Annotated in this window: 11 protein-coding genes; 10 read left to right on the top strand and 1 reads right to left on the bottom strand. The window is 54.3% G+C overall.

Annotation, left to right across the window (positions count from 1 at the left end):
• Position 1: 1 nt before the first annotated feature.
• The 3 genes from J7M22_19010 (at position 2) to J7M22_19000 (ending at position 11,137) form a co-directional block, all read left to right on the top strand.
• Complete coding sequence (locus tag J7M22_19010) at positions 2–1,387, top strand: T9SS type A sorting domain-containing protein (GenBank protein ID MCD6508695.1); 1,386 nt, start codon at positions 2–4, stop codon at positions 1,385–1,387.
• Positions 1,388–1,426: 39 nt separating this feature from the next.
• Positions 1,427–1,768: a PD40 domain-containing protein gene (locus tag J7M22_19005; GenBank protein ID MCD6508694.1), complete on the top strand. Its 342-nt coding sequence runs from the start codon at positions 1,427–1,429 to the stop codon at positions 1,766–1,768.
• 90 nt (positions 1,769–1,858) lie between these two features.
• Positions 1,859–11,137 (top strand): tandem-95 repeat protein, encoded by a 9,279-nt coding sequence (locus J7M22_19000; protein MCD6508693.1) that lies wholly within the window; start codon positions 1,859–1,861, stop codon positions 11,135–11,137.
• 222 nt (positions 11,138–11,359) lie between these two features.
• Here J7M22_19000 and J7M22_18995 read toward each other — a convergent pair whose 3' ends face one another.
• Complete coding sequence (locus J7M22_18995) at positions 11,360–11,695, bottom strand: hypothetical protein (protein MCD6508692.1); 336 nt, start codon at positions 11,693–11,695, stop codon at positions 11,360–11,362.
• Positions 11,696–11,973: 278 nt separating this feature from the next.
• Here J7M22_18995 and J7M22_18990 point away from each other — a divergent pair, with 278 nt between their 5' ends.
• From J7M22_18990 to J7M22_18960, 7 genes are all read left to right on the top strand, one after another.
• Positions 11,974–15,036 carry a beta-galactosidase gene (locus tag J7M22_18990; GenBank protein MCD6508691.1) on the top strand — a complete coding sequence of 1,021 codons (3,063 nt, stop codon included), beginning with the start codon at positions 11,974–11,976 and terminating at the stop codon, positions 15,034–15,036.
• A 197-nt stretch (positions 15,037–15,233) separates the two neighbouring features.
• Positions 15,234–16,370: an aminopeptidase P family protein gene (locus tag J7M22_18985; protein MCD6508690.1), complete on the top strand. Its 1,137-nt coding sequence runs from the start codon at positions 15,234–15,236 to the stop codon at positions 16,368–16,370.
• Between the two features lie 12 nt (positions 16,371–16,382).
• The gene (locus J7M22_18980) at positions 16,383–17,432 is read left to right on the top strand and encodes a response regulator (GenBank protein ID MCD6508689.1); all 1,050 of its coding nucleotides are present in this window, start codon (positions 16,383–16,385) and stop codon (positions 17,430–17,432) included.
• Complete coding sequence (locus J7M22_18975; protein MCD6508688.1) at positions 17,381–17,821, top strand: nucleotidyltransferase domain-containing protein; 441 nt, start codon at positions 17,381–17,383, stop codon at positions 17,819–17,821. Before J7M22_18980 ends, J7M22_18975 begins: the two co-directional genes overlap by 52 nt.
• The gene (locus J7M22_18970; GenBank protein MCD6508687.1) at positions 17,818–18,261 is read left to right on the top strand and encodes a DUF86 domain-containing protein; all 444 of its coding nucleotides are present in this window, start codon (positions 17,818–17,820) and stop codon (positions 18,259–18,261) included. The genes J7M22_18975 and J7M22_18970 overlap by 4 nt, the downstream gene beginning before the upstream one ends.
• Positions 18,258–18,995: a hypothetical protein gene (locus tag J7M22_18965; protein ID MCD6508686.1), complete on the top strand. Its 738-nt coding sequence runs from the start codon at positions 18,258–18,260 to the stop codon at positions 18,993–18,995. Before J7M22_18970 ends, J7M22_18965 begins: the two co-directional genes overlap by 4 nt.
• A 12-nt stretch (positions 18,996–19,007) precedes the next feature.
• Positions 19,008–20,744, top strand: a complete 1,737-nt coding sequence (locus J7M22_18960; protein MCD6508685.1) for a hypothetical protein — start codon at positions 19,008–19,010, stop codon at positions 20,742–20,744.
• Positions 20,745–21,084 lie beyond the last annotated feature (340 nt).

Below are 21,084 nucleotides of genomic sequence, written 5' to 3'. Positions count from 1 at the left end.
GATGAGGAAGAAAATGGTGGGGTATCTGATTTCAGCAGCGTTTATGGTGGTATTTATATGTTCCGCGTCCATCGCTCTGGAGCTAAACGTCGAATCGAAGACGGTCCGACAGGGCGAGACCTTCACATTACAGGTGATGCTTTCCAATGCCGATACGCTTGGAAACGTCACCTTTGACATCGCCTATCCACCCGATAAACTCGAACTGCTGAACATCTCCCCCGCGACCGTGGCTAACCTTCAAAATGCCCTCTACGCCGTTAATCCCGAGACCTTTCCCTCAGATGCCGATCGGGTGAGGTTTAGCTGGGTTCTGGGAGCCGGATACACGGGGGATGGGAATATCATAACCCTACAGTTTAAGATCGGTGCGGTGGAGGATAGGGAGATACCTGTCACAGTCGAATCCCTCTCAGCCGTTAAAGCGAGTGAGGCATTGGAGGATCAAGATGCGGTGGGTCACAGTGGAGTATTGACCGTTAAATTCTACGGCGATGTCACGGATAACGGCCTTATCACGGCATATGACGCGTCGAAGATATTACTCCATGTGGTCGGGAGAGAAAAGCTTCCCGATGAGGTGCTGCCTCTGGCCGACGTGAGTGGTCGGAACGGGGTTAACCCATATGACGCCGCCCTGGTGCTGATGAAAGTGGTGGGTAAGATCAGGGTGTTTCCCGTTCTGGGAGGACAGGGAGCGCCGCCGGCTTTTCTGACCCCTAGGGTGCTGAAAGTGGCAGATGGAAAAGTCGAAGGGGGAAAGGTGAAGGTCCCCGTTGAGATAGACGACGCCGGAGGAGTGATATCAGGCGATATATCGCTGCGGTTCGATCCCAATATGCTGAGGTTTGTGAAGGTCGAGACCACCGATCTGACGGAGGGATATCTGGTCGAGCAAACGTGCGATGCTGGAAAGCTAAGGGTGGTCTTCGCCGGATCTGAGGCGATGCCTTCAGGAAAGGGGAAGATGCTGCAACTGGAATTCGAGCTCATCGGGGAAAATCGGGATGGGACGGAGATAGAGATAGAGAGAGCAAAACTGAATGAAGGCGTGAGGTTGGAACTGCATGGGGGACGGGTGGACCTCGTACCGAATAGAACGGCGCTGTTGCCCAACTATCCCAATCCGTTTAACCCCGAGACCTGGATACCGTTCCAGCTATCTATTGGGACAAAGGTGGAAATTGAGATATACGATATTAACGGACACCTGGTGAGGAGGTTAGATCTGGGTTTCAAACGGGCAGGGTATTATACGAGCAGAAGCAGGGCAGCATATTGGGATGGCAGGAACGAGCTTGGTGAGAGAGTGGCAAGCGGAATTTACATCTATCGAATGAAGGCCGCCGGGAAATCGCTCACAAGGAGACTTGTGGTACTGAAGTGATGAGGAATGACCGGGGCTGAGTATAAAATGCTTCGTTGGATGCTAAGAAAAAGGGGGGATACGGTCAACGTAACCAACCATGCCGCCAATGATGGACGACCGGCGTGGAGTCCTGATGGAGGAGATATCGCTTTTGTGAGCGACCGTGATGGCAACGCGGAGATATATTTGATGAAACCGAATGGCAGCAACGTAAGGAGGTTGACGGAGGACATGGCAGTGGATACCGATCCGGCATGGGTGTCTGAGGGACAGTTGTTGTTCAGCAGCAATCGCGTGAGGGATTTTGAGGTATATATAATGACCAGGGATGGCAGCAATCCCATCCGGGTGACATTGTCACTCGGTATAAATATCCAACCCAACGCCGGATTGCAATGAACTGAAACGCTCGGCTCGATAAGGTTGTAAAGAATATCTGCCGTCCGTTAGGACGGATGATGGACATCACATTCTCCCAGGAGGTAAAAGATGAGTAGACGGGTGATTTTAACCGTATCTCTGGTTTTAACCTTAGCCCTATCGTTAGTAACGCAGGGCTATACAGCGGTTAACGCCCAGGCCAGTCTCGTTATCGATCTCGATTCATCTATCTCAGGCATACAAACCGATCTTCAGGCGAATTTAGGTGACGGGGTCGATGTGGCGATAATAGCCCAGGACGTGACGAACCTCGACTCATTCGATATCGAGCTGGAGTATAACCCGTTCAAGTTGAAACTCGATCCCGGCTCAATCGCTCCGGGGGACTTCCTCCCCGTCGGTACAGCCGATTTTCTCATGAAGGACACGTCGAAGCCCGGTAAGATCTCCATCAGCTACTCGCTTCCCGGCCAGGATCCGGAGGAAGCGCCTGACGGAACAGGTGTGATCGCTACGATGCGTTTTACCCTCATAGGCGGTGGAGAGATACCGATCCGGTTCGATAAGGCGGTTCTGTTCGATTCAAACCGAGAGAGAGACGACGTGACGAATAATTCACCCGAATCGATTGTAACCGGACCCGATCCGAACGCTCAAGCTCTAATTGTGATCGTCAATACTACGACGGCAGCTCTGGGGGATATAATCACGGTTCAAGTTGAGATCCGAAATGCCGTTAACCTCGACTCATACGACTTCAAGGTGACCTACAACCCATTCAAGCTGAAACTGGTGGGGGGATCCGTTGTCGAGGGCGATTTCCTTCGGACGACTGTGGACGGCGAATCCTTCTTCCAGGCTGATACCTCCAAACCCGGCGAGGTATGGCTGAGCAATTCACTGCCGGGGCAAGATCCTGAGGAAGCTCCTGATGGAGATGGAGTTCTGGCGACGATGCAGTTCAAGGTGATCGGCGGTGGGGATATATCGATCGACATAGTATCGCCCGCTCTTTTCGATTCCGAGCGGAACAGATTCACCCCATCCGTGACTCCCGCAACCCTGAACGTTCCGAGGCCCACACCTGCCATAGCGGTCGATCTGAATCCGTCCGCCAGTGGTATACAGGATGCCCTGACGGTCAGCCCCGGAAGCACATTTGACGTCGAGATCGCCGCCATAGACGTCACCAACCTCGACTCATACAACTTCAAGCTCAACTACGACCCTCAATACTTAGAGGTTGTTCAGGACAGCATTACAGAGGGCAGCTTCCTCGTCACATCCGCTGATGGCGAGACTTTCCTCCAGGTCGATCTCTCCACACCCGGGGTTATTAGCCTTTCGAATAGTCTCCCAGGCCAGGATCCCGAACAGGCACCGGATGGTACTGGGCCCATTGTCGGAATACAATTTAAGGCTCTCAAAAGCGGTCAAGTTCTTCTTACATGCTCTGATGTTAAGTTTTTCGACTCAGAGCGTATCACAACGGACGTTACTGACATCCGAAGCGCACACATCAAGATAAATACCCCACCTGTTGCCGATTCCCAGGCTGTGGAGACGGACGAGGACACGCCAGTGGACATCACGCTGACAGGAAGCGATGTGGATGGGGATACTCTGACGTTCATTATCGTCTCTCAGCCCACAAATGGAAACCTCAGTGGGACAGCTCCCAATCTGACATACACCCCCAACCTGAACTTCCATGGTTCAGATAGTTTCACCTTCAAGGTGAACGATGGGTTGGTGGACAGCACCGAGGCAACGGTGAGCATCACGGTGAACTCCGTCAACGATACGCCTATTGCCGATTCCCAGGCTGTGGAGACGGATGAGGACACGCCAGTGGACATCACGCTGACAGGAAGCGATGTGGATGAAGACACTCTCACATTCATCATAGTTACTCAGCCTGCAAACGGCACTCTCAGTGGGACAGCTCCCAATCTGACATACACCCCCAACCTGAACTTCCATGGTTCAGATAGTTTCACCTTCAAGGTGAACGATGGGTTGGTGGACAGCACCGAGGCAACGGTGAGCATCACCGTCAATCCTGTCAATGATCCTCCCGTGGCTGTGTTAGGAGAATACACTATATATGAAGGCGAATCAGCGGTTTTAGATGCAGGTAGCTCGTATGATCCAGACGGAACCATAGTGAGCTATGAGTGGGATCTGGATAACGATGGACAGTATGATGACGCGACCGGAGTGACGACGAGCGTGAGTTATCCCGATGACGGTCAGTTCACCGTCGGATTGAAGGTCACGGATGACGACGGGGATTACTCCACAGCCAGCGCCGTTGTGACGGTGAACAATAAGCCTCCCGTTTTGGGAACCCTCGGGCCGTTTTCAGGAGATGAGGGGCAACCGATAACCCTGACCGCCACGGCTACGGATGTGCCGGCCGATACGCTGTCATATGCGTGGGATCTGGACGGGGATGGGGAATATGACGATGCGACGGGAGCTACGGTCGAATATACCTTCCCGGATAACGGCACATATACGGTTGGAGTTCTCGTGACGGACGATGACGGCGGATCGGCAAGCGGTACCGCTACGGTTGACGTCAGCAATCTCCCTCCGACCGCCGATGCTCATGGGCCATATGATGGGATAGCGGGCGAGCCGATAGAGCTCCAGGGATCTGGAAGCGATGTGCCAGCCGATACGCTCACCTATGAGTGGGATTTCAATTACGATGGGATCACATTTGACGTAGACTCCACCGAACAAAACCCAACTGTCACTTATGAAAGGGAAGGCACTTACACCGTCGCATTGCGCGTCAAGGACGATGATGGAGGAGTGAGCGAGCTAAGCTTATCGACCGTCACCGTCTCGCCTCCTCCCAACAGGGCGCCGGAGCTTGTGGAGATAGCCGATCAGACGATCAACGAGGGCGAAACGTTGAGTTTCATCGTAACAGCGGTTGATCCCGATGGCGATCCTGTAACCCTTTCAGCGGCCGGTTTGCCCGAAGGCGCCGAGTTCGATCCGGTCACGGGCCAGTTTACCTTCACCCCCAACTTCGAACAGGCGGGCGAATATGACGTGACGTTTACCGCCACCGATAACCGCACCCCGCCGCTCTCAGGTGAGATGACGGTACATATAACGGTCGTCAACGTCGAAAACGCCATCGTCCTCTCTGTAACTCCGACGCTGCTTAAAGCCGATGGGACCTCCACGGCCGAGGTGATCGCCACCCTCATCTCGAACGGTCAACCTACTCCAAACGCACAGGTCGAACTGACCGTGACCGAGGGAATGGGCAGTCTAGCCCAGACAAGCGGCACCACGGATGAAAACGGCAGGTTCTCAACCCTCTACATCGCTGGAATGACCTCCGGAGATGTCTGGATAACCGCCACGGCCCCGGAATATAACGTCTCGGACGCCGTTACTCTCAGACTGGACGGCGACGGACCGACGATTGCGCAGGTCACGGGAGATGCTCAGGGCACCACGGGGGAGGTCATCGAGATAGCGTTGACCGCTCAGGATCCGACCGAGCCGATATCAGCGGATATCTATCTGGATGGCACCGCCCAGACGATGGGTAAGGTGGGGCCGGATGAGTTCAGATACCAGATCCAGATACCGCTTACCTCAGTCGATCCGATCTCATACTATATCATCGCCTCAGACGGTTTGGGTAACACAACCAGAACACCCGAGGCCGGTTCGTATACGATAACCGTCGTCGATAATGATCCTCCAACCGCCAACGCCGGGCCGGATCAGAGGGTCGAACTGGGGCAGGATGTAGCCTTTGACGGCAGAGGATCGACCGACAACATCGGGATAGTAAGCTATAAGTGGGATATCGATGCGAGCGACGGGGTGGATTTCGAGTCCCCTGATCTGACAGGACCTAATCCGACCTTGAGCGGCGGATATTCAGCTTTCGGGACATACACTGTCACACTTCAGGTTGAGGATGCAGCCGGTAACACTGACACCGACACCCTCATCGTCACCGTCCCCGATACCATCCCGCCCTACATACTGCTTGATCCGATAACCTCGCCCACCGGTCAAACCTCGATCACCGTCACCGGAACGGTCTACGACAGAGAAGGCGGTCAACCTGAATCGGGCGATACGGTTAATGTGATGTTAAACGGCATAGTCCGCGGGACGGGCACGAGCGGAGATGACGGGACTTTCTCGATAGAGATAACCGATCTGGCGGACGGGCTCTATCAGGTGACCGCTACGGCGACCGACAGCTCGGGCAACACGAGCGATCCCACCCCACCGACAGAGCTTATCGTAGACACGACACCACCCTCTATCGCCGGATTGACACCTCCGGACGGTGGCACGGTTATCACAAGGCGGCCTGTGATCTCGGCCACGTTGACCGATGATCTGAGCGGAATAGTCCCCCACAGCATAACGATGACGCTCGCTGTTGGAGGGCAAACGTTCGCTCTTAACCCGACCTTCGATCCCAACACCGGTCTCTTGAGTTACACGCCCGACTCCGACCTAGTTAACAGGGCGCAGTATACGGTAAGCGTCGAGGTCGGCGATGGGGTCGGAAACACGGGCACAGCGAGCTGGAGCTTCACGGTCAACGTATACGCTCAGGATACCGAGCCGCCGACCTTCAGCCAGTTCGCGCCCGCCGATGGAAGCACGATACCCGATCCTCAGCCGGCCATCTCGGCGATCGTCACCGATCCGAGCGGGATCAAGAAGGGCTCCGTTTCGGTGGAGCTCGCTGATTCGGAGGGCAACTCCGTGCCGCTGGCGGGGATCAATTTCGACGAATCCACGGGTAGGATAAGCACCACTCCGGCATCGCCGCTCACCGACGGCGCTTATACCGTGACGCTTTCGGCGCAAGATAACAACGATAATGAGGGCACGTCGAGCTTCGGTTTCACCGTCGATTCCACTCCACCACAGCCGCCCACGCTCGAACAGCCAAACACCCCAACGAATCAGCCCGCGCTGACCCTCACAGGCACAGCTGAGCCCGGATCGATTGTCAAAATATATCTCAACGGCGACCCGATTGCCACCGTTAACGCTGACTCCAACACAGGCGCCTTTTCGACAGACCTGACGCTCGCTGAAGGGATGAACGATATAACTGCGACCGCCACCGATTCCGTCGGGAACACGAGCGAGCTCTCCCAGCCGGTCGAGGTGCTACTCGATACCGTTTCTCCGGTCATCACCGCCCTTGAGCCTTCAACCGTTACTGGTTCCCTAACACCGACCTTAACCGCTACGCTGTCCGATCCGACCTCAAGCAGGGTGAGCGGCGTCGATCCCGAATCGATCGAGCTGATTCTGGACGGTCAGCCGGTCACCGGGTTCAGCTATGATCCCTCAACCGGCATACTGACCTATCAGGCGGGACCGTTCGACGATAGATCTCAGCATGAATTCGAGGTCAGATGTTCCGATAGAGCCGGAAATCAGGCTACACCTGTCTCCGCTACCTTCCTGGTCAACACGGCGATACTCGATACCACTCCACCGACTATCAGATTTTCCGTGAACGAGGGTGATGTTTTGACCGAAAACCGGCCGACCTTCTCGGTGGTCTTCTCAGATCCCCAATCCGATGTCGATCCGAACTCGATATCGGTCATGCTTGACGGCACGACGGTGGAGTATCAGTTCGATGAGACGACCGATACGGCTACCTTCACGCCTGTCTCCCCTCTCGCCGACGGCGAACATGCTATCTCGGCCTCTGTCTCCGACAACAACGGCAACAAAGCGGAGGATGCCGTCAACTTCGCCGTGAAGACGAAAGCCGTAAAACCCGTTCTCGATCCGTTACCCCAATTCGTCTCCGAAAGCGCCATCGCCCTCTCCGGCGTCGCTGAACCCGGTTCTCTCGTCAAGATCTTCGTAAACGACATACCGGCTGGAACGGCCGTCGCGGATGACACCGGTAGGTTCTCAAAGGGGAACGTGCCTCTCACGCCTGGCGTGAATGCCATCACGGCCGAGGCACAGGACAGTTATGGCAACGTCAGCGATCGATCCGATCCGGTCCAGGTCGGCTATGACATCGCTTCTCCGACAGCGGGTAACTTCAGCCCTGTCGACGGAGCGGTGCTCAACGGGATAGGCTCCATCGGCGCGACGATATCGGACGATCTGAGCGGTGTTGCACCCGATTCGATCGTCATGAGCCTGGATAGGGTTCAGGTGGAGGCGACCTTTGCCGACGGAACGGTCAGCTATACGCCCGCGGTTCTGGATGAAGGAGAGCATCTGATCATCCTCTATGCCGAGGATAAAGTTGGCAACCCGATGTTGGTGAGCTGGAGCTTCATCATCGATACCACGTCGCCTCAGATAAGCGCCATGGCGCCTGGGGACGGTTCGGTTATCTCCAACGCCACGCCGACTCTGTCGGCCGCCCTGACCGATAACTATGGGATCGATCGATCCTCGCTCCGGCTCCTCCTCAACGGCCAGGAGATAACCGACTTCAATTATGACCCGGCGAGCGGCGAGATCTCATATCAGATCGGCCAACCGCTTCAGGACGGCGAAAGCTACACGTTCGAGGTGACCGCCGCAGATGTGGCAGGCAATATCAGCACCGCATCGAGCACCTTCACAGTTGACACTTCCTATACGGACGAAGTTCCTCCGGACTTCGCCAATCAGAGCCCTGCCCCCGGTTCATCCATCAACTTGACGTTGCTACAGATGATACTCATCGTAATACTTGACGGCGATAGCGGCGTGGATTGGAGTAACGTCACGGTGTTCATAAACGGCGTTCAGATTCCGATCGAACAGTTGGGATGGTCGTCGATGAGAAACGCTGTAAGCCTCAACAGAAGATCGGGAACCCTCCTTATAAACGTCAAACAGTTACAGGAGCAGAACCAGAACCCGATCCAGATCGGCGAAAATACCGTCAAAGTTGTCGCCGCTGATAAAGCCGGAAACCAGGATGAAACCCAATGGAGCTTCTACGTGGTGACTGAGGCACCGGATAAACCCGTGCTCGATCCGATCACATCGCCTACCAATCAGAAGAACGTGGATGTGACGGGAACCGTTCCGAACGCCACGCCGGACAATCCCCTCAGCGTAACCGTTCTGGTGGATGGCGTTGAGGCCGGATCGGCCGATGTCAATGATGACGGCTCGTTTACGGTGCAAGACGTCATCCTCTCCAAGGGCGAAAACACCATCACCGCCTATGCCGTCGACAAAGCGGGCAACCAGAGCGAGTTATCCGACCCGGTGAGGGTGACGCTCGATCAGACACCGCCCAAGGTGAACTTCATCATCGCCGAATATACGAATAAACCTCAGGCGATGCTCGTCGGATGGAGCGATGAGGAGTTGAGCGAGTTGACCGTGATCCTCAACGGCGAGCGGAACGCCTTGACGCCCGCTCTCAGCTTCCGGTGGACCGCCACGCTCGCTGAAGGCAAAAACACCGTCCAGATCGAGGCGATAGACCTCGCGGGGAACAAGGCCACGACTGATCCACAAATCGTCTATCTCGACGTTCAGCCGCCGACCGCTCAACCCACCGATCTCCGTGCGAGGGTTTCCCTCGACGGCAGAAGCGTGCTTTTGAGCTGGAGTGGAACCGATGAAGCGGCGAAATACAACATCTACCGATCCGACTCTCCCATCACCTCCGTCTCAGATGACCTGCTGATAGCCCAGAACATCGATAAGACCGAATACCGCGATCCGACCGTCCAGATCGATAAGACATATTTCTACGCTGTCACACCGATAGATGCCGCGGGCAATGAGGGCAAAGAGGCTCTCTCCGATAACGTCGCCGCCCGGATCTTCAGATCGCCCGATGCAGCGGCGATTGACTACCCCGATCTCGCATCCGTTCAGTTGAGTGAGGGATCGATACCTGGGGGAACGCCGAGTTTCAAGGTGAGCCTCTCCATAGCCCCCCTCGCCATCAGCTCGATACCCGATCTGGGAACTGTTCCGATCGCCTTTGACTTCTCCGTCTACGGCCAGGACGGTCTGCCGGTCGAAGCGCTTGGGGGCGATGCGACCGTGATCGTCCCGATACCCACGACCGTGGATCTGAAGAGGTTCATGCCGACGCTCTACCTCAGGGTGAACGATGAATGGGTGGCGGTTGAAGATCAAACGGTGGATGAGGCGACGATGACCCTTACCGCTCGAACCTCGAGACTGGGAACGCTCGCTCTGGTGTTGATCCAGACGGCAAGGCCCTTCACGCTGAGCTTGAGCGCCGGGCTGAACCTGTTCTCAGTACCGGTGAGCGATCCGAACATAACCACCGTGGCCGATCTGATGAACGCCATGGGCGATGCAGCGAGGTTCATACTCCGATATAACGTCGAAAGAGGGAAATTCGATGTGCTGCTGCCGGGAGATCCGAAGGCCGCTCAGACGCCCATAAGCGGAAACGAAGGATATCTGACATCGTTGAAGGAGCCCGTGACGCTCGACCTGGAGGGATATGCATGGGACGGAACGGTATCAATACATAAGGGCGTGAACCTCATCGCCATGCCTGTCAAGCCCGCTGAACCGATGAAGCTGAGCGATTTCATGTCGTATTTTGGCGATGCCATAACCACCCTTCTCTGGTTTGACAGCTCCGAGAACAAGTTCAAGGCGCTCATACCACAAACCGCCGCGGAATCGAAGTGGAACGTGGATGTGCGAGGTGGAGCCGGTTATCTCGTCATCGCCAAATCCGATGCCACATATACCTTTGAGGGCGAAACTTGGTCCACCGAGGAAGGAGCAGCCGCACCTGCCATCGTACTTTCCTCGTCTGAGAGCTCGCCACTCGTCGTCATCGAGGGCGATCTAGCCGGAATGACCGAAGGCGTGAACGTCAGGGTGGAGAATGTCACCAGGGGGATAAGTGAAACGGCTGAGGTTGAAAACGGAGGATTTGCCGTTGCGCTGATGAAGCTCGGCATCGAGCACGAGATCGGGGATCTGATCAAGGTAACAGTTGATGCTCCCATAGGGTATTGCGCCGAACCGGTTCTGCATCGAATAACCCCCGAGGAGATCGCCGCCGGACTGGTGAGGATCGAGATCCAGCTCCGACCCACCCCGAAACGCACCGCTTTGCTCCCCAACTATCCCAACCCGTTCAATCCCGAGACCTGGATACCCTTCCAGCTCGCTGAAGACGCCGACGTGGTGATCCGCATCTACGACATGACCGGCAAATTGGTCAGGACACTGAACATGGGATATCTTCGGGCGGGCTACTACACCTCCAGATCTTCGGCCGCATACTGGGACGGAAGAAACGAGATGGGCGAGAAAGTGGCAAGCGGGATATACGTCTACCAGATGGTGGTCGGTGGTAGGGAATTCGTGAGAAGGATGGTCATATTGAAGTAGAGGAAACCGAAAAACAGGAGGCGGGAGACAAAAATGCTAGATTCTGTCTCCTGCCTCCTAATATCGCTCTATATCGGATCCCACTCGATCAGGCGACCTATCGGAATGCCCAATCGGGTGTTGTTATCTCCTCCCACCATCATTTCAGCCCTCTGAACCGATTTCACCCCCCATTGTCGTTGTTGCGACGCCCATTGACAAATCCCCTATTGAAGTAGGCCATCAAGGCCATGGTCTCGATGGAAAAGCGGTCATCGTCCCCCAATATGGAGTAATGGCAACGTTGTATAGGACTCTCGAGGGGAATTCAATCCTATATCTGGGCCTAGCAGGGTAGATTATCGTTCCGCAGTTCTTCAAGGTGCCGAGATAGATCGTGGTGGCAAATGGTTTCCATCTGACGATCTCAGGTCGGACTTTGGGTTTTGGAGATTTCAGGTATTTCACTGCGTTTCTCCAAACGCCTTGTCCCTCCTTCTTCTGATTAGCTTCGGCGAAAGTGGCCGTGAGGATCGATACAAGTATGCAGATCAACAGAGGGAAAACAACGGCTTTCATCCTCTTCCAACCCTCCTTTCATATTAGCCTTTACATACCACAGATTATTTTATCACCCCCGGGTGATTTCCGCAACTTTTGCATCGCGCCAGGTCTACCTCTCACAGCTTCATCTTGACCTTCTCAGCCCTCCGGTGGTACAATACGAGCGAAAGCCGTAGATTTTATGCCCTGAGCTTTTCAACTTGGGAAAGATGAGGATAATCCAACAGTTTCTGATTATCATTGCTATCGGGTTATTCGGCGTGATACTACGGGGTGATGCGAAGGAGGAAGAGATGAATATCAGCGTCCAGCCGGCGCGGGTGAATCCGAACCTCGTGCCGAACTCCTCGTTTGAGGAGATAGACGACAACAGCCATCCCCGTCGCTGGAGATGGGACAGGCGCAACACGGACGCGACGATGGTGGTTGACGAGGCGATCGCCCGATCAGGCGACCGCTCGATCAAAATCACGAACGGCACGCCGTTTGGACCTCACGTTTACGGGTGGTTCGGGCTCGTGGACGGAATACCGGTGAAACCCAACACAACTTACACGGTGAGCTGCTATGTGCGCACTGAAGGGGCGGGTATAGCATGGATCGGAGGTGGCAAGGGATGGCGCGTTAGGGCGAGGTTCCCGCGCGTCACAACCGGCGGAAGATGGGTGCGCGTGTGGAGAAGTTTCACGACCGAGTCTGACGAGACGAGCTTCTCGCTCATGATCGTGACCGAAAGCCCGACAGGAGGGTTCTGGATAGATGATGTGAAGCTCGAGGAGGGCGACCGACCGACGCCTTACATCCCAGACTTTGAGGAGCCGCGGCCGAGCCTCGAACTTGAGCTGCCTCCGCCGAGGAGCGTCGAGTATCGTGGCGGCACGCTCATGCCGATCTGGAAGCCGGATCGTTACCCAATTTACGACTGTGTCTTCGCCGAAGACCAACTGGAACTCAGGGGATCGCTTTATCTGCCCGATAACGTCGGTCGGGCGAGGTTGAGCGCACTTATCGAGTGGACGGACACAGGTGAGAGCGTGAGCCGGGCTGTAAAAGAGATCAATTTCGACGCCGGCGCCTATGATGTGAAAGTCGGCTGGAAATGTTCTGATGCCCGGCTCGGACGTTATCGTGTGCGTGCATGGTTTGAGCCGGTTCAAGGCGTGAAACCGATCGTCAGCACAGAAATTGAGTTTCAGCTATACCCGCGTGAGGCAGTGCTCAGGCAGATCGAGAAGGTGCGCGATCTGCTTTCGGAGTTTGAACGTGAGCTTGAAAAACTGGACGAGATGGGGACGGATACGACATACCCGCGCGTGACGGCATCTATCGTCCGCGATTTCATCGGCTATGCGTTTGATGACGTTGAAGGCGGCGAGATCGGCCGCGCATGGGATGCCGCCGTCACGATGGAACGTATGCTCCACAATGAGCTCTCACGCGTTGATACAGCTCTCAAAGGCAAAACCTCTCTCCCACCAGCCGTGCATTACGTCACGTCCGATCTTGAGATCAACGGCACCTCGTTCATCGGTGAGGCGCAATGGATCGACGAGAAGGGAGATACCCATCGCGATCGCCGGCCGATCTTCTTCCTGGGCTACGGCCACTTCGGACAGGTACGCCACGACATCGAGAGGTTCCCGGACTACGGCGTTAACATCATCCAGATCGAGTTCGGACCTAACTCCGTGTTCCCCGCCGAGGGGAAGGTGGATAACAGGGCTGTCGAGGATTTCCTGCGTATCTGCGATCGAGCGGCGAGGGCGAACGTGATGGTCAATCTCCTTATCAGCCCGCACTATTTTCCCGGATGGGCGCTGGAAAAGTATCCTCATCTTCGCGCATGCCATGGCGGTTTTCTGAAGTGTTGTATCGACGCGCCCGAAAGCCGCGACCTGCTCGAACGATTCCTCCGACACGTCATCCCGCAGATCAAAGATCATCCCGCCCTGCACAGCATCTGCTTAAGCAACGAGCCGATCTACGTCGATAGCCGGGAATGCAGGTTTACGCTCAGACGGTGGCGCAGGTGGCTGCGTGAGAAACACGGCGACATCGAGACGCTCAACAATCACTGGCACACGAGCTTCGAATCGTTCGACGAGATCGAAGTCCCAAAGCCGGAGCTTGAGCCGGAGCCGATCTATTACGACTGGGCGATCTTCAACATGGAGCGGTTCGCCGGCTGGCACAGATGGATGGCGGACATCATCCACGGAATGGCCCCCGATCTGCCGGTGCACGCGAAGATAATGATGTGGATGCCGTTCGGCAGACGAGAGGTGATCTGGGGTGTTGATCCGGAGCTGTTCGGCGAGCTGAGCCAGATCAACGGCAACGATTGCGTGAAGTGGTACGCGCGGCACGGTGAGTGGGCCAACGAGTGGCTCATCGAGAACATGGCCTATGACCTCCAGTGTAGCGTCGCGGACAAGCCCGTCTTCAACTCCGAAAACCACCTGATTCCCGACCGCTATTTCGGCGACATCCCACCCAGGCACATCCGAAACGTGCTATGGCAGGGCGCCGTTCACGGACAGGGCGCCACGACGATCTGGGTGTGGGAGCGCACCTTTTCGCCCACAAGCGACTTCGCGGGAAGCATCATGCACCGACCGGACTGCGCCGCCGAGGTCGGCAGAACATGTCTCGATCTGAACCGGCTGTCCCGTGAGGTAACGGCGATACAACGCCTGGCTCCACAGATCGTCCTGCTACATTCCTGGGCAAGCGTCGTTTACTCAAACGCACATCTCGACGCCCTGAAACGGGCGTATACGGCAGCGAACTTCGTCGGCGTCAAGCTCGGCTTCGTGACCGAGAGGCAACTGCGACGTTTCGTTGAAACCGGTGAGAGGCCGCTTCCGCTTCGAGACGTGAGGCTCATCATCGTGCCGCGCGTGACGCATACGCCCGATACGACGGTACGTGCTCTGGAGAGACTCATCCGATCCGGCGTAAAGGTCGTCTTCATCGGTGAGGATTTCCTGGGAAGGACTGAATATGATGAGCCGCGCGATTCGATTCCGCTTGTGCCCGTTCGTGTTTTCCCTGCCGATGCAGATGAAAAGGAGATCTGGCGCTGGCTCGAGGCGAACATCGGTCAACTCGGCGTTCGACGCGAGGTCACGTTGCGCGGTGAAAACAATGAGCCGCTTTGGGGGGTCGAGTATCTCGCGGCGCGCCTTGGCGACCGCATCCTCGTCAATATATGTAACTACACCCGCCAGCCGCTGCGCGCCCGTGTATATCGGGATGGAAAGCCTGTGGGGGCGTTCGATCTAATTGGGAGGAGAGAATTTGAGCGGACGTTCGCCGTTCAGCCCCTTGTGCCCCTGCTCCTCTCTCTGCGTTAAGGCCGCACCTGTCGTGGGAAATTATAGGATCGCTCAAATTTCCTTTGAGTGTAGCAGTATCACCGATAGGAGACAGGAGGCAGGAAGCAGGGGAGACAGGGGGACAAGGGAATGGCAGACCGGTTGAAATACGCCTGGGTTTCGATTATAATTATCCCGTAATTCCCAATTACATCTTGGAAGTCACGAGGTATGAGATGGAGCTTGAACCCGGTTCGGCGATTTTGATCTATGAGGCGAGCGAGAATGACTCAAACATGTTTTACGCCACGGGTTTCCTCGCCCCCGACAAATTCATATACCTTAAAACTCGCGATCGAGAGGCGATCTTCCTGAGCGATCTGGAGATCGACAGAGCGAGATCACAGGCAAAGGTCAGAGAGGTTTTGCCTTTAAAGCGGTTTATAAATAGGAGCAGGGAAAGAGGAGTTGAATCCCCTAAAATCGCCGATGTCCTTCAGGAGATTTTCGAGGAGTTCAACGTACGAAAGCTCATTGTCCCGCCGAATTTCGGGGTGAAGTACGCCGATCTGGTGAGGGAAAGGGGATATAAGGTAAGTTTCAAGGATGAGCCCTTTTTCGAGGAACGGAGACATAAAACCCCTCAGGAGGTGGAGTTCATTCGTAACGCCATCAAGGCCGCCCAGATCGCCCTAGACAGGGCAATAGATATGATCTCCAGCTCACGGATACAGGGGGATCTGCTCATATATGATGGCGAACCGCTTACATCGGAAAGGATTAAACGGGAGATAAGTATAACGCTGATAGGAATGGATTATCTGGCTAAGCATACCATTGTTGCATGTGGAGCACAGTCGGCGGAGCCCCACAATAGAGGCTCAGGACCGCTGAAACCACATCAGCCGATCGTCATAGATCTGTTTCCGAAGGATCTTAACACCGGATACCATGCTGATATGACAAGGACGGTCGTTCGAGGTGCGGCATCCGAAGATGTGAGGAAAATGTTCGACGCCGTCCTGCTCGCCCAGGAAAGGGCTATCGATATGATAAAACCCGGCGTGGACGGCAAGGATGTCCATAACGTCGTGGTCGAGACGTTTAAGGAGATGGGATTTGAAACGGGCGAGGTGGAGGGCAAAATGCAGGGCTTCTTCCACGGCACCGGACACGGTATCGGACTCGACGTTCACGAATGGCCTAGGATCTCATCCTCATCCGAAATCCTGGAGGAGGGAGATGTCGTGACCGTGGAGCCCGGCCTGTATTATCCTCAAATCGGTGGAGTCAGAATAGAAGACGATGTGTTGGTGACCGAAAGCGGATGTGAGGTGCTCTCGGAATATCCGAAGATGCTCGAACTTAAATAACAGGTGGATGAGATGACGGGGAAAATACTGCTTGTCGATGATAAAAAGGGATTTCTGGACTCCATGAAGCTGATCCTTGGCGACAGGTTCCAGGTCGATACGGCCCAAAACGGACGCGAGGCAATCGAGAGGATAAAAGCCAATCAGTATGACGTGGCCGTGGTCGATATCGTGCTTCCGGATTTCCTGGGCACGGATCTGCTGGTCGAGATAAAGGAGGTCAGCCCGCTGACCGAGGTCATCATGATCACCGGATATCCCAGCATCCCTACGGCAAGATACTCTCTGAGGCATGGCGCCTTCGACTATCTGGAAAGACCCCTATCGCACGAGAAGCTCATCGAGGAGATAGAGGAGGCGCTGAAAAGGAGAGAGAAGAGGCTTCGTGAGGATCGGGAGATGAAAAGGCTGTTGATCGAAAACGAAAGACTCCGATCCAAGATCCTCTCTATGAGAGAAGAACTCCTCGAGGTCAAAAAGAGCCACTCTATAGAGAAAGCGAAACTTCTGGTCGAGGTGATGGGGATTAAAGACGAATACGTTAAGCTGCATCTGATGTCTGTCAGGAGGTTCACTGATCCGATCGGCGACATTTACGATCTCCCGAAGGAGGTCAGATTCGACTTAGAGTTGGCCGCTGAGCTACATGACATCGGAAAGCTATACATCAGCCGATCTATCCTCAACAAGAAAGGTCCTCTTAACGATGAGGAGTGGAGGGCGATCAAGGAACATCCCATCATCGGTGCCGAGATCGTTAAAAGGATCTGGCACAACGCAAATGCTGCTACGATCGTGCTCTATCATCATGAAAGAATGGACGGAAGAGGATATCCGGAAGGGCTGAGCGGCAGTGACATCCCGCTTCTCTCCAGGATAATTGCCGTAACGGACGCCTTCCACGCTATGACATCAAAACGAGCGTACCGTGATGCCATGCCGGTCGAGATAGCAATTCGGGAACTTGAGGTCAACAAGGGAACTCAGTTCGATCCCGATGTCGTTGAAGCATTTATGGAGGTGTTGAAAAGATTGGGGTTAAGGAAAGGTTCAGAGGGATAAGTCCTCTTCCCGAAGATATATGGCGGAAAATCGAAACGCTGCCTAAGCTGTTTGAAAGGAGAGGGATCATTCTAGCCTATCTCTTCGGTTCGCTTGCCAGAGGGGAAAAAGGTGAGGATGTGGATATCGCTCTGCTCTTCGACGGACACATGGATGAGATAAGACCTCTCATCATGGAACATCTCAGCACCGAACGTGTGGATCTTATCGATCTGAAGGAGGCGTCTCCGATCATGAAGATGCAAATCATAAGAACCGGTAGGCTCATCTACAGACGAAGCATCGAGGATGAGAACAGGTTCGAGATGGACGTCGTGAGGAAATACCTCGATTTCGAACCGATAATGAGAAATCGGCTCAAGATCCTCAAGAAGAGGTTTAGCACATGACCTTGGAGATTTCCTCGATCCAGAGCAGACTCGAAGAGCTGGATACCGTCCTAACCGAGCTGAGAAAATATGAGGGGATTGATCCGGAGAGGATAAAATCGAATCTCAGCCTGAGATGGACGATAGAGAGAGGGCTTCTGGCAGCGGCAAACCTGATCTTCGACATCGCCTCACATATACTCGCAGCCCGTTTCGGGATTTATCCTGATTCATATGAGGGTTTGATAGCGGAACTTGGCGAAAGGGATGTTATATCCGGAGGACTTCGTCAGGAGTTAAAGGGCCTTGGCGGACTCAGAAATATACTGGCGCATGAATATATTCGGATTGATCCCGAGGAGGTGTTCAAAGCCTTCAGGAGGGGGCTTGAGGTTTTCCCTCGCTTCGGCGCTGAGATAATCAGATGGATTGAAATGATATCCTCGGGAGATACAGGATGATAGGAGATCTATTCAAACCGATAAGACCGCTTCAAATTCTTCTCTCCTGTCTGATCCCGATGTGTCTCATCCTCAGGCTGTTATCGGCGATGAAGATCGGTATGGGGGTTGAACTTTGGCCGCTTGCCGAAGCGGTTTTGATCCTGATAACCTCGATCATCCTCGGCGTCGCCTTGAGTGGGGATTTAAATGAACTTTCAGGTAAGATTCAAACCCTTCTCCTGTGGGCTTCCGGTTGGGCCTTCGTATCGCTCCTGATCTGGTTGACGATCAACCCATTTGTCGATCTGATGTCCCTTTCATCTATGATTAAACTCCATTTTTTTCTCCTGATTTTATCCCTCGCCTCAGGGTCACTTGGGTTGATGGTCGGTCTGTTCTTCGATGAGCCGGTCTACGGAGCTGGAGCGGCCCTTATCATCGCCGCCCTTTTTATGAGCGCCGTGTTCTGGGTCAATTTCCTTCTCGGCGGATCGTCCGGACATTCCCAATTACTGATTAAATTTGCCATAGATTCCAATCCCGTTATCGTTGCCTCATCTCTGCTTGGGGGTGATCCAATGCATACGAAATATCTCTATGAGATCTCGGAGGTGTCATTTTACAGATTCAGGTATCCCAGAATTCACGTGATAGCGATCGAATACATCGGTGCTTTTCTGATCCTGTGTTCTCTGGCTACGATCAAGCGGCTGTCGACGGGCCGTCGACAACGGAGATTTCTAAAATCTTAAGGAGGTTGCTCGATGAGCACTGTGATTCACGTCACACATGAGGCCGTAAGGAAGATAGGGGGAATAGGGGCGGTGTTACATGGGTTGCTCACCTCCCCGAAATACATCTCAAACATCTCCCGAACCATATTGGTCGGTCCTCTCTTCGATCCGAAGGATCCGCTTGGAGATGGAGAGGTGCTCTACTCATCCCTTGGAGGCATCGATAAGGGCGGATATAAATCGATGTTCAAACCCATTGAGGAGAAGTATCATGTCTGGATCGTCTATGGGAAGCGGGATTTCATCGACAGGATAAGCGATGTGAAAAATGAGGTCGAGGTAATCCTGGTGGACACCTCATCGATCCACATCGATAGGGAGAACTTTTTCAAGGCCAATCTCTACAGGCGATTCGGACTTCAATCGGACAGATATGAACATAGCGATGAGTTCGAGCTTTATCTGAGGATGGCCGAGCCGGCATATGATGCGGTGAAAACGCTTCTTACACCCGACGATGCCCCGTATTTCATCGTCTCTCATGAGTTCATGGGGATGCCCTTCGTGCTGAAGGCACTGGTTGAAAGGGACGACGGGTTCAGAACCATCTTTTATGCCCACGAGGTGGCGACCGTCCGACCGATCGTCGAGGGGAACCTAGGACATGACACCATGTTCTACAACGTCCTCGACAGGGCGATGAGGGAGGGTAAATACATAGGGGATGTTTTCGGCGATCAAAATGGGTTTTTCAAACATGCCCTCATATCCAGGGCGATTCACTGTGACAACATCTTCGCCGTGGGAGATTACGTGGTTAAAGAGCTGCGATTTCTGGGACCGGAATTCTCATCCGTCAATATCGATCTGGTCTATAACGGCGTTCCGGCCTACGAGATCTCCATCGAGGAGAAACTCAGCTCCAGGGAAAAGCTTCAGCGGTATGCCGAAACCCTCCTCGGATTCAAGCCCGACTATGTGTTCAGCCATGTCACGAGGTTAGTGCCGAGCAAAGGGCTCTGGCGCGATCTGAAGGTGTTGAGGCATCTGGACGAGATGTTCGTCGGTGAGGGCAAAACGGGCGTGATGTTCTTCCTCTCGACCCTCATCGGCACCGGAAGAAGCATCGAAGAGGTGCTGAGGATGGAGGAGGAATACGGCTGGCCGGTCAATCATAGGATAGGATATCCCGACCTGGTCGGATATGAGGCCGATTTCTATGTGGGTGTGGAGGAGTTCAATAGGAACTCCAAAGCGATCAAAGCCGTCTTCGTCAACCAGTTCGGCTGGAGCCGCGATCGATGTGGCAGCAGGATGCCGGAGGATATGGAGTTTATGGACATACGTAAGGGTACAGATGTGGAGTTCGGCCAGTCGATCTACGAACCTTTCGGAATCGCCCAGGTCGAGCCGATAAGCTTCGGCGCAATCTGCGTCATAAGCAACGTCTGCGGATGCGCGGGATTCCTGGAAAGGGTAACCTCCGGTGAGGAGGTGCCCAATCTGATCGTGGCCAACTATACCAGACTACCTCAGGAGAAAACGGAGCTGGGCGAGCTGCTTTCCATAGGACTCTACGAGCGGGATGAGATAGAAAGACAAAACAGCCTGGAGGTGGCGGAGAGGATCTTCCACAACCTGCCCAGAACTCCCGAGCAGATGGAGGGGATGATACGGTCAGGCTATCAGATAGGCTCGAAGATGAACTGGGATGTGGTGGTGAGCGATTATTTCCTGCCTGGGTTAAAAAGGGCGCTCTCCATTTAAAAGAGAGTTAAAAGACGCTGGTAATCCCACCGGAAAGTTCCGTCAGAACGACGGCCTTCGTCTGTGGGATTCTGAATCCTACCTATAGTTCCGCAGATTTTGGTTGCCAGATGAAAGGGGGAGAAGGTATCATCTCTAAAAAAAGGAACTGCAAAAGGAGAAAACAAATGGAGATCTTCTTCCCCATAGTGATGATATCCTATCTTATGGAGTTTCGCAACCTCTTTACAAAGCCGAACTGGCTCTACTTCCAAAGCTACATCTTTGCCCTGATGATCGTGACAGGCAACAAGTGCGTCACACGCCTCAAACAAGCCTCCATCTTCGCCGATCGCTCCTT

The sequence above is a fragment of the Candidatus Poribacteria bacterium genome (assembly GCA_021162805.1).
In the GTDB taxonomy this organism is placed as follows: Bacteria; Poribacteria; WGA-4E; order B28-G17; family B28-G17; genus JAGGXZ01.
This window is presented reverse-complemented; position numbering and strand designations above follow the sequence as displayed.

Excerpts from the sequence above, each read along its gene's own strand:
- J7M22_19010 (MCD6508695.1), top strand. The coding sequence starts at position 2 with ATGAGGAAGAAAATGGTGGGGTATCTGATTTCAGCAGCGTTTATGGTG.
- J7M22_19005 (MCD6508694.1), top strand. The coding sequence starts at position 1,427 with ATGCTAAGAAAAAGGGGGGATACGGTCAACGTAACCAACCATGCCGCC.
- J7M22_19000 (MCD6508693.1), top strand. The coding sequence starts at position 1,859 with ATGAGTAGACGGGTGATTTTAACCGTATCTCTGGTTTTAACCTTAGCC.
- J7M22_18995 (MCD6508692.1), bottom strand. The coding sequence starts at position 11,695 with ATGAAAGCCGTTGTTTTCCCTCTGTTGATCTGCATACTTGTATCGATC.
- J7M22_18990 (MCD6508691.1), top strand. The coding sequence starts at position 11,974 with ATGAATATCAGCGTCCAGCCGGCGCGGGTGAATCCGAACCTCGTGCCG.
- J7M22_18985 (MCD6508690.1), top strand. The coding sequence starts at position 15,234 with ATGGAGCTTGAACCCGGTTCGGCGATTTTGATCTATGAGGCGAGCGAG.
- J7M22_18980 (MCD6508689.1), top strand. The coding sequence starts at position 16,383 with ATGACGGGGAAAATACTGCTTGTCGATGATAAAAAGGGATTTCTGGAC.
- J7M22_18970 (MCD6508687.1), top strand. The coding sequence starts at position 17,818 with ATGACCTTGGAGATTTCCTCGATCCAGAGCAGACTCGAAGAGCTGGAT.
- J7M22_18965 (MCD6508686.1), top strand. The coding sequence starts at position 18,258 with ATGATAGGAGATCTATTCAAACCGATAAGACCGCTTCAAATTCTTCTC.
- J7M22_18960 (MCD6508685.1), top strand. The coding sequence starts at position 19,008 with ATGAGCACTGTGATTCACGTCACACATGAGGCCGTAAGGAAGATAGGG.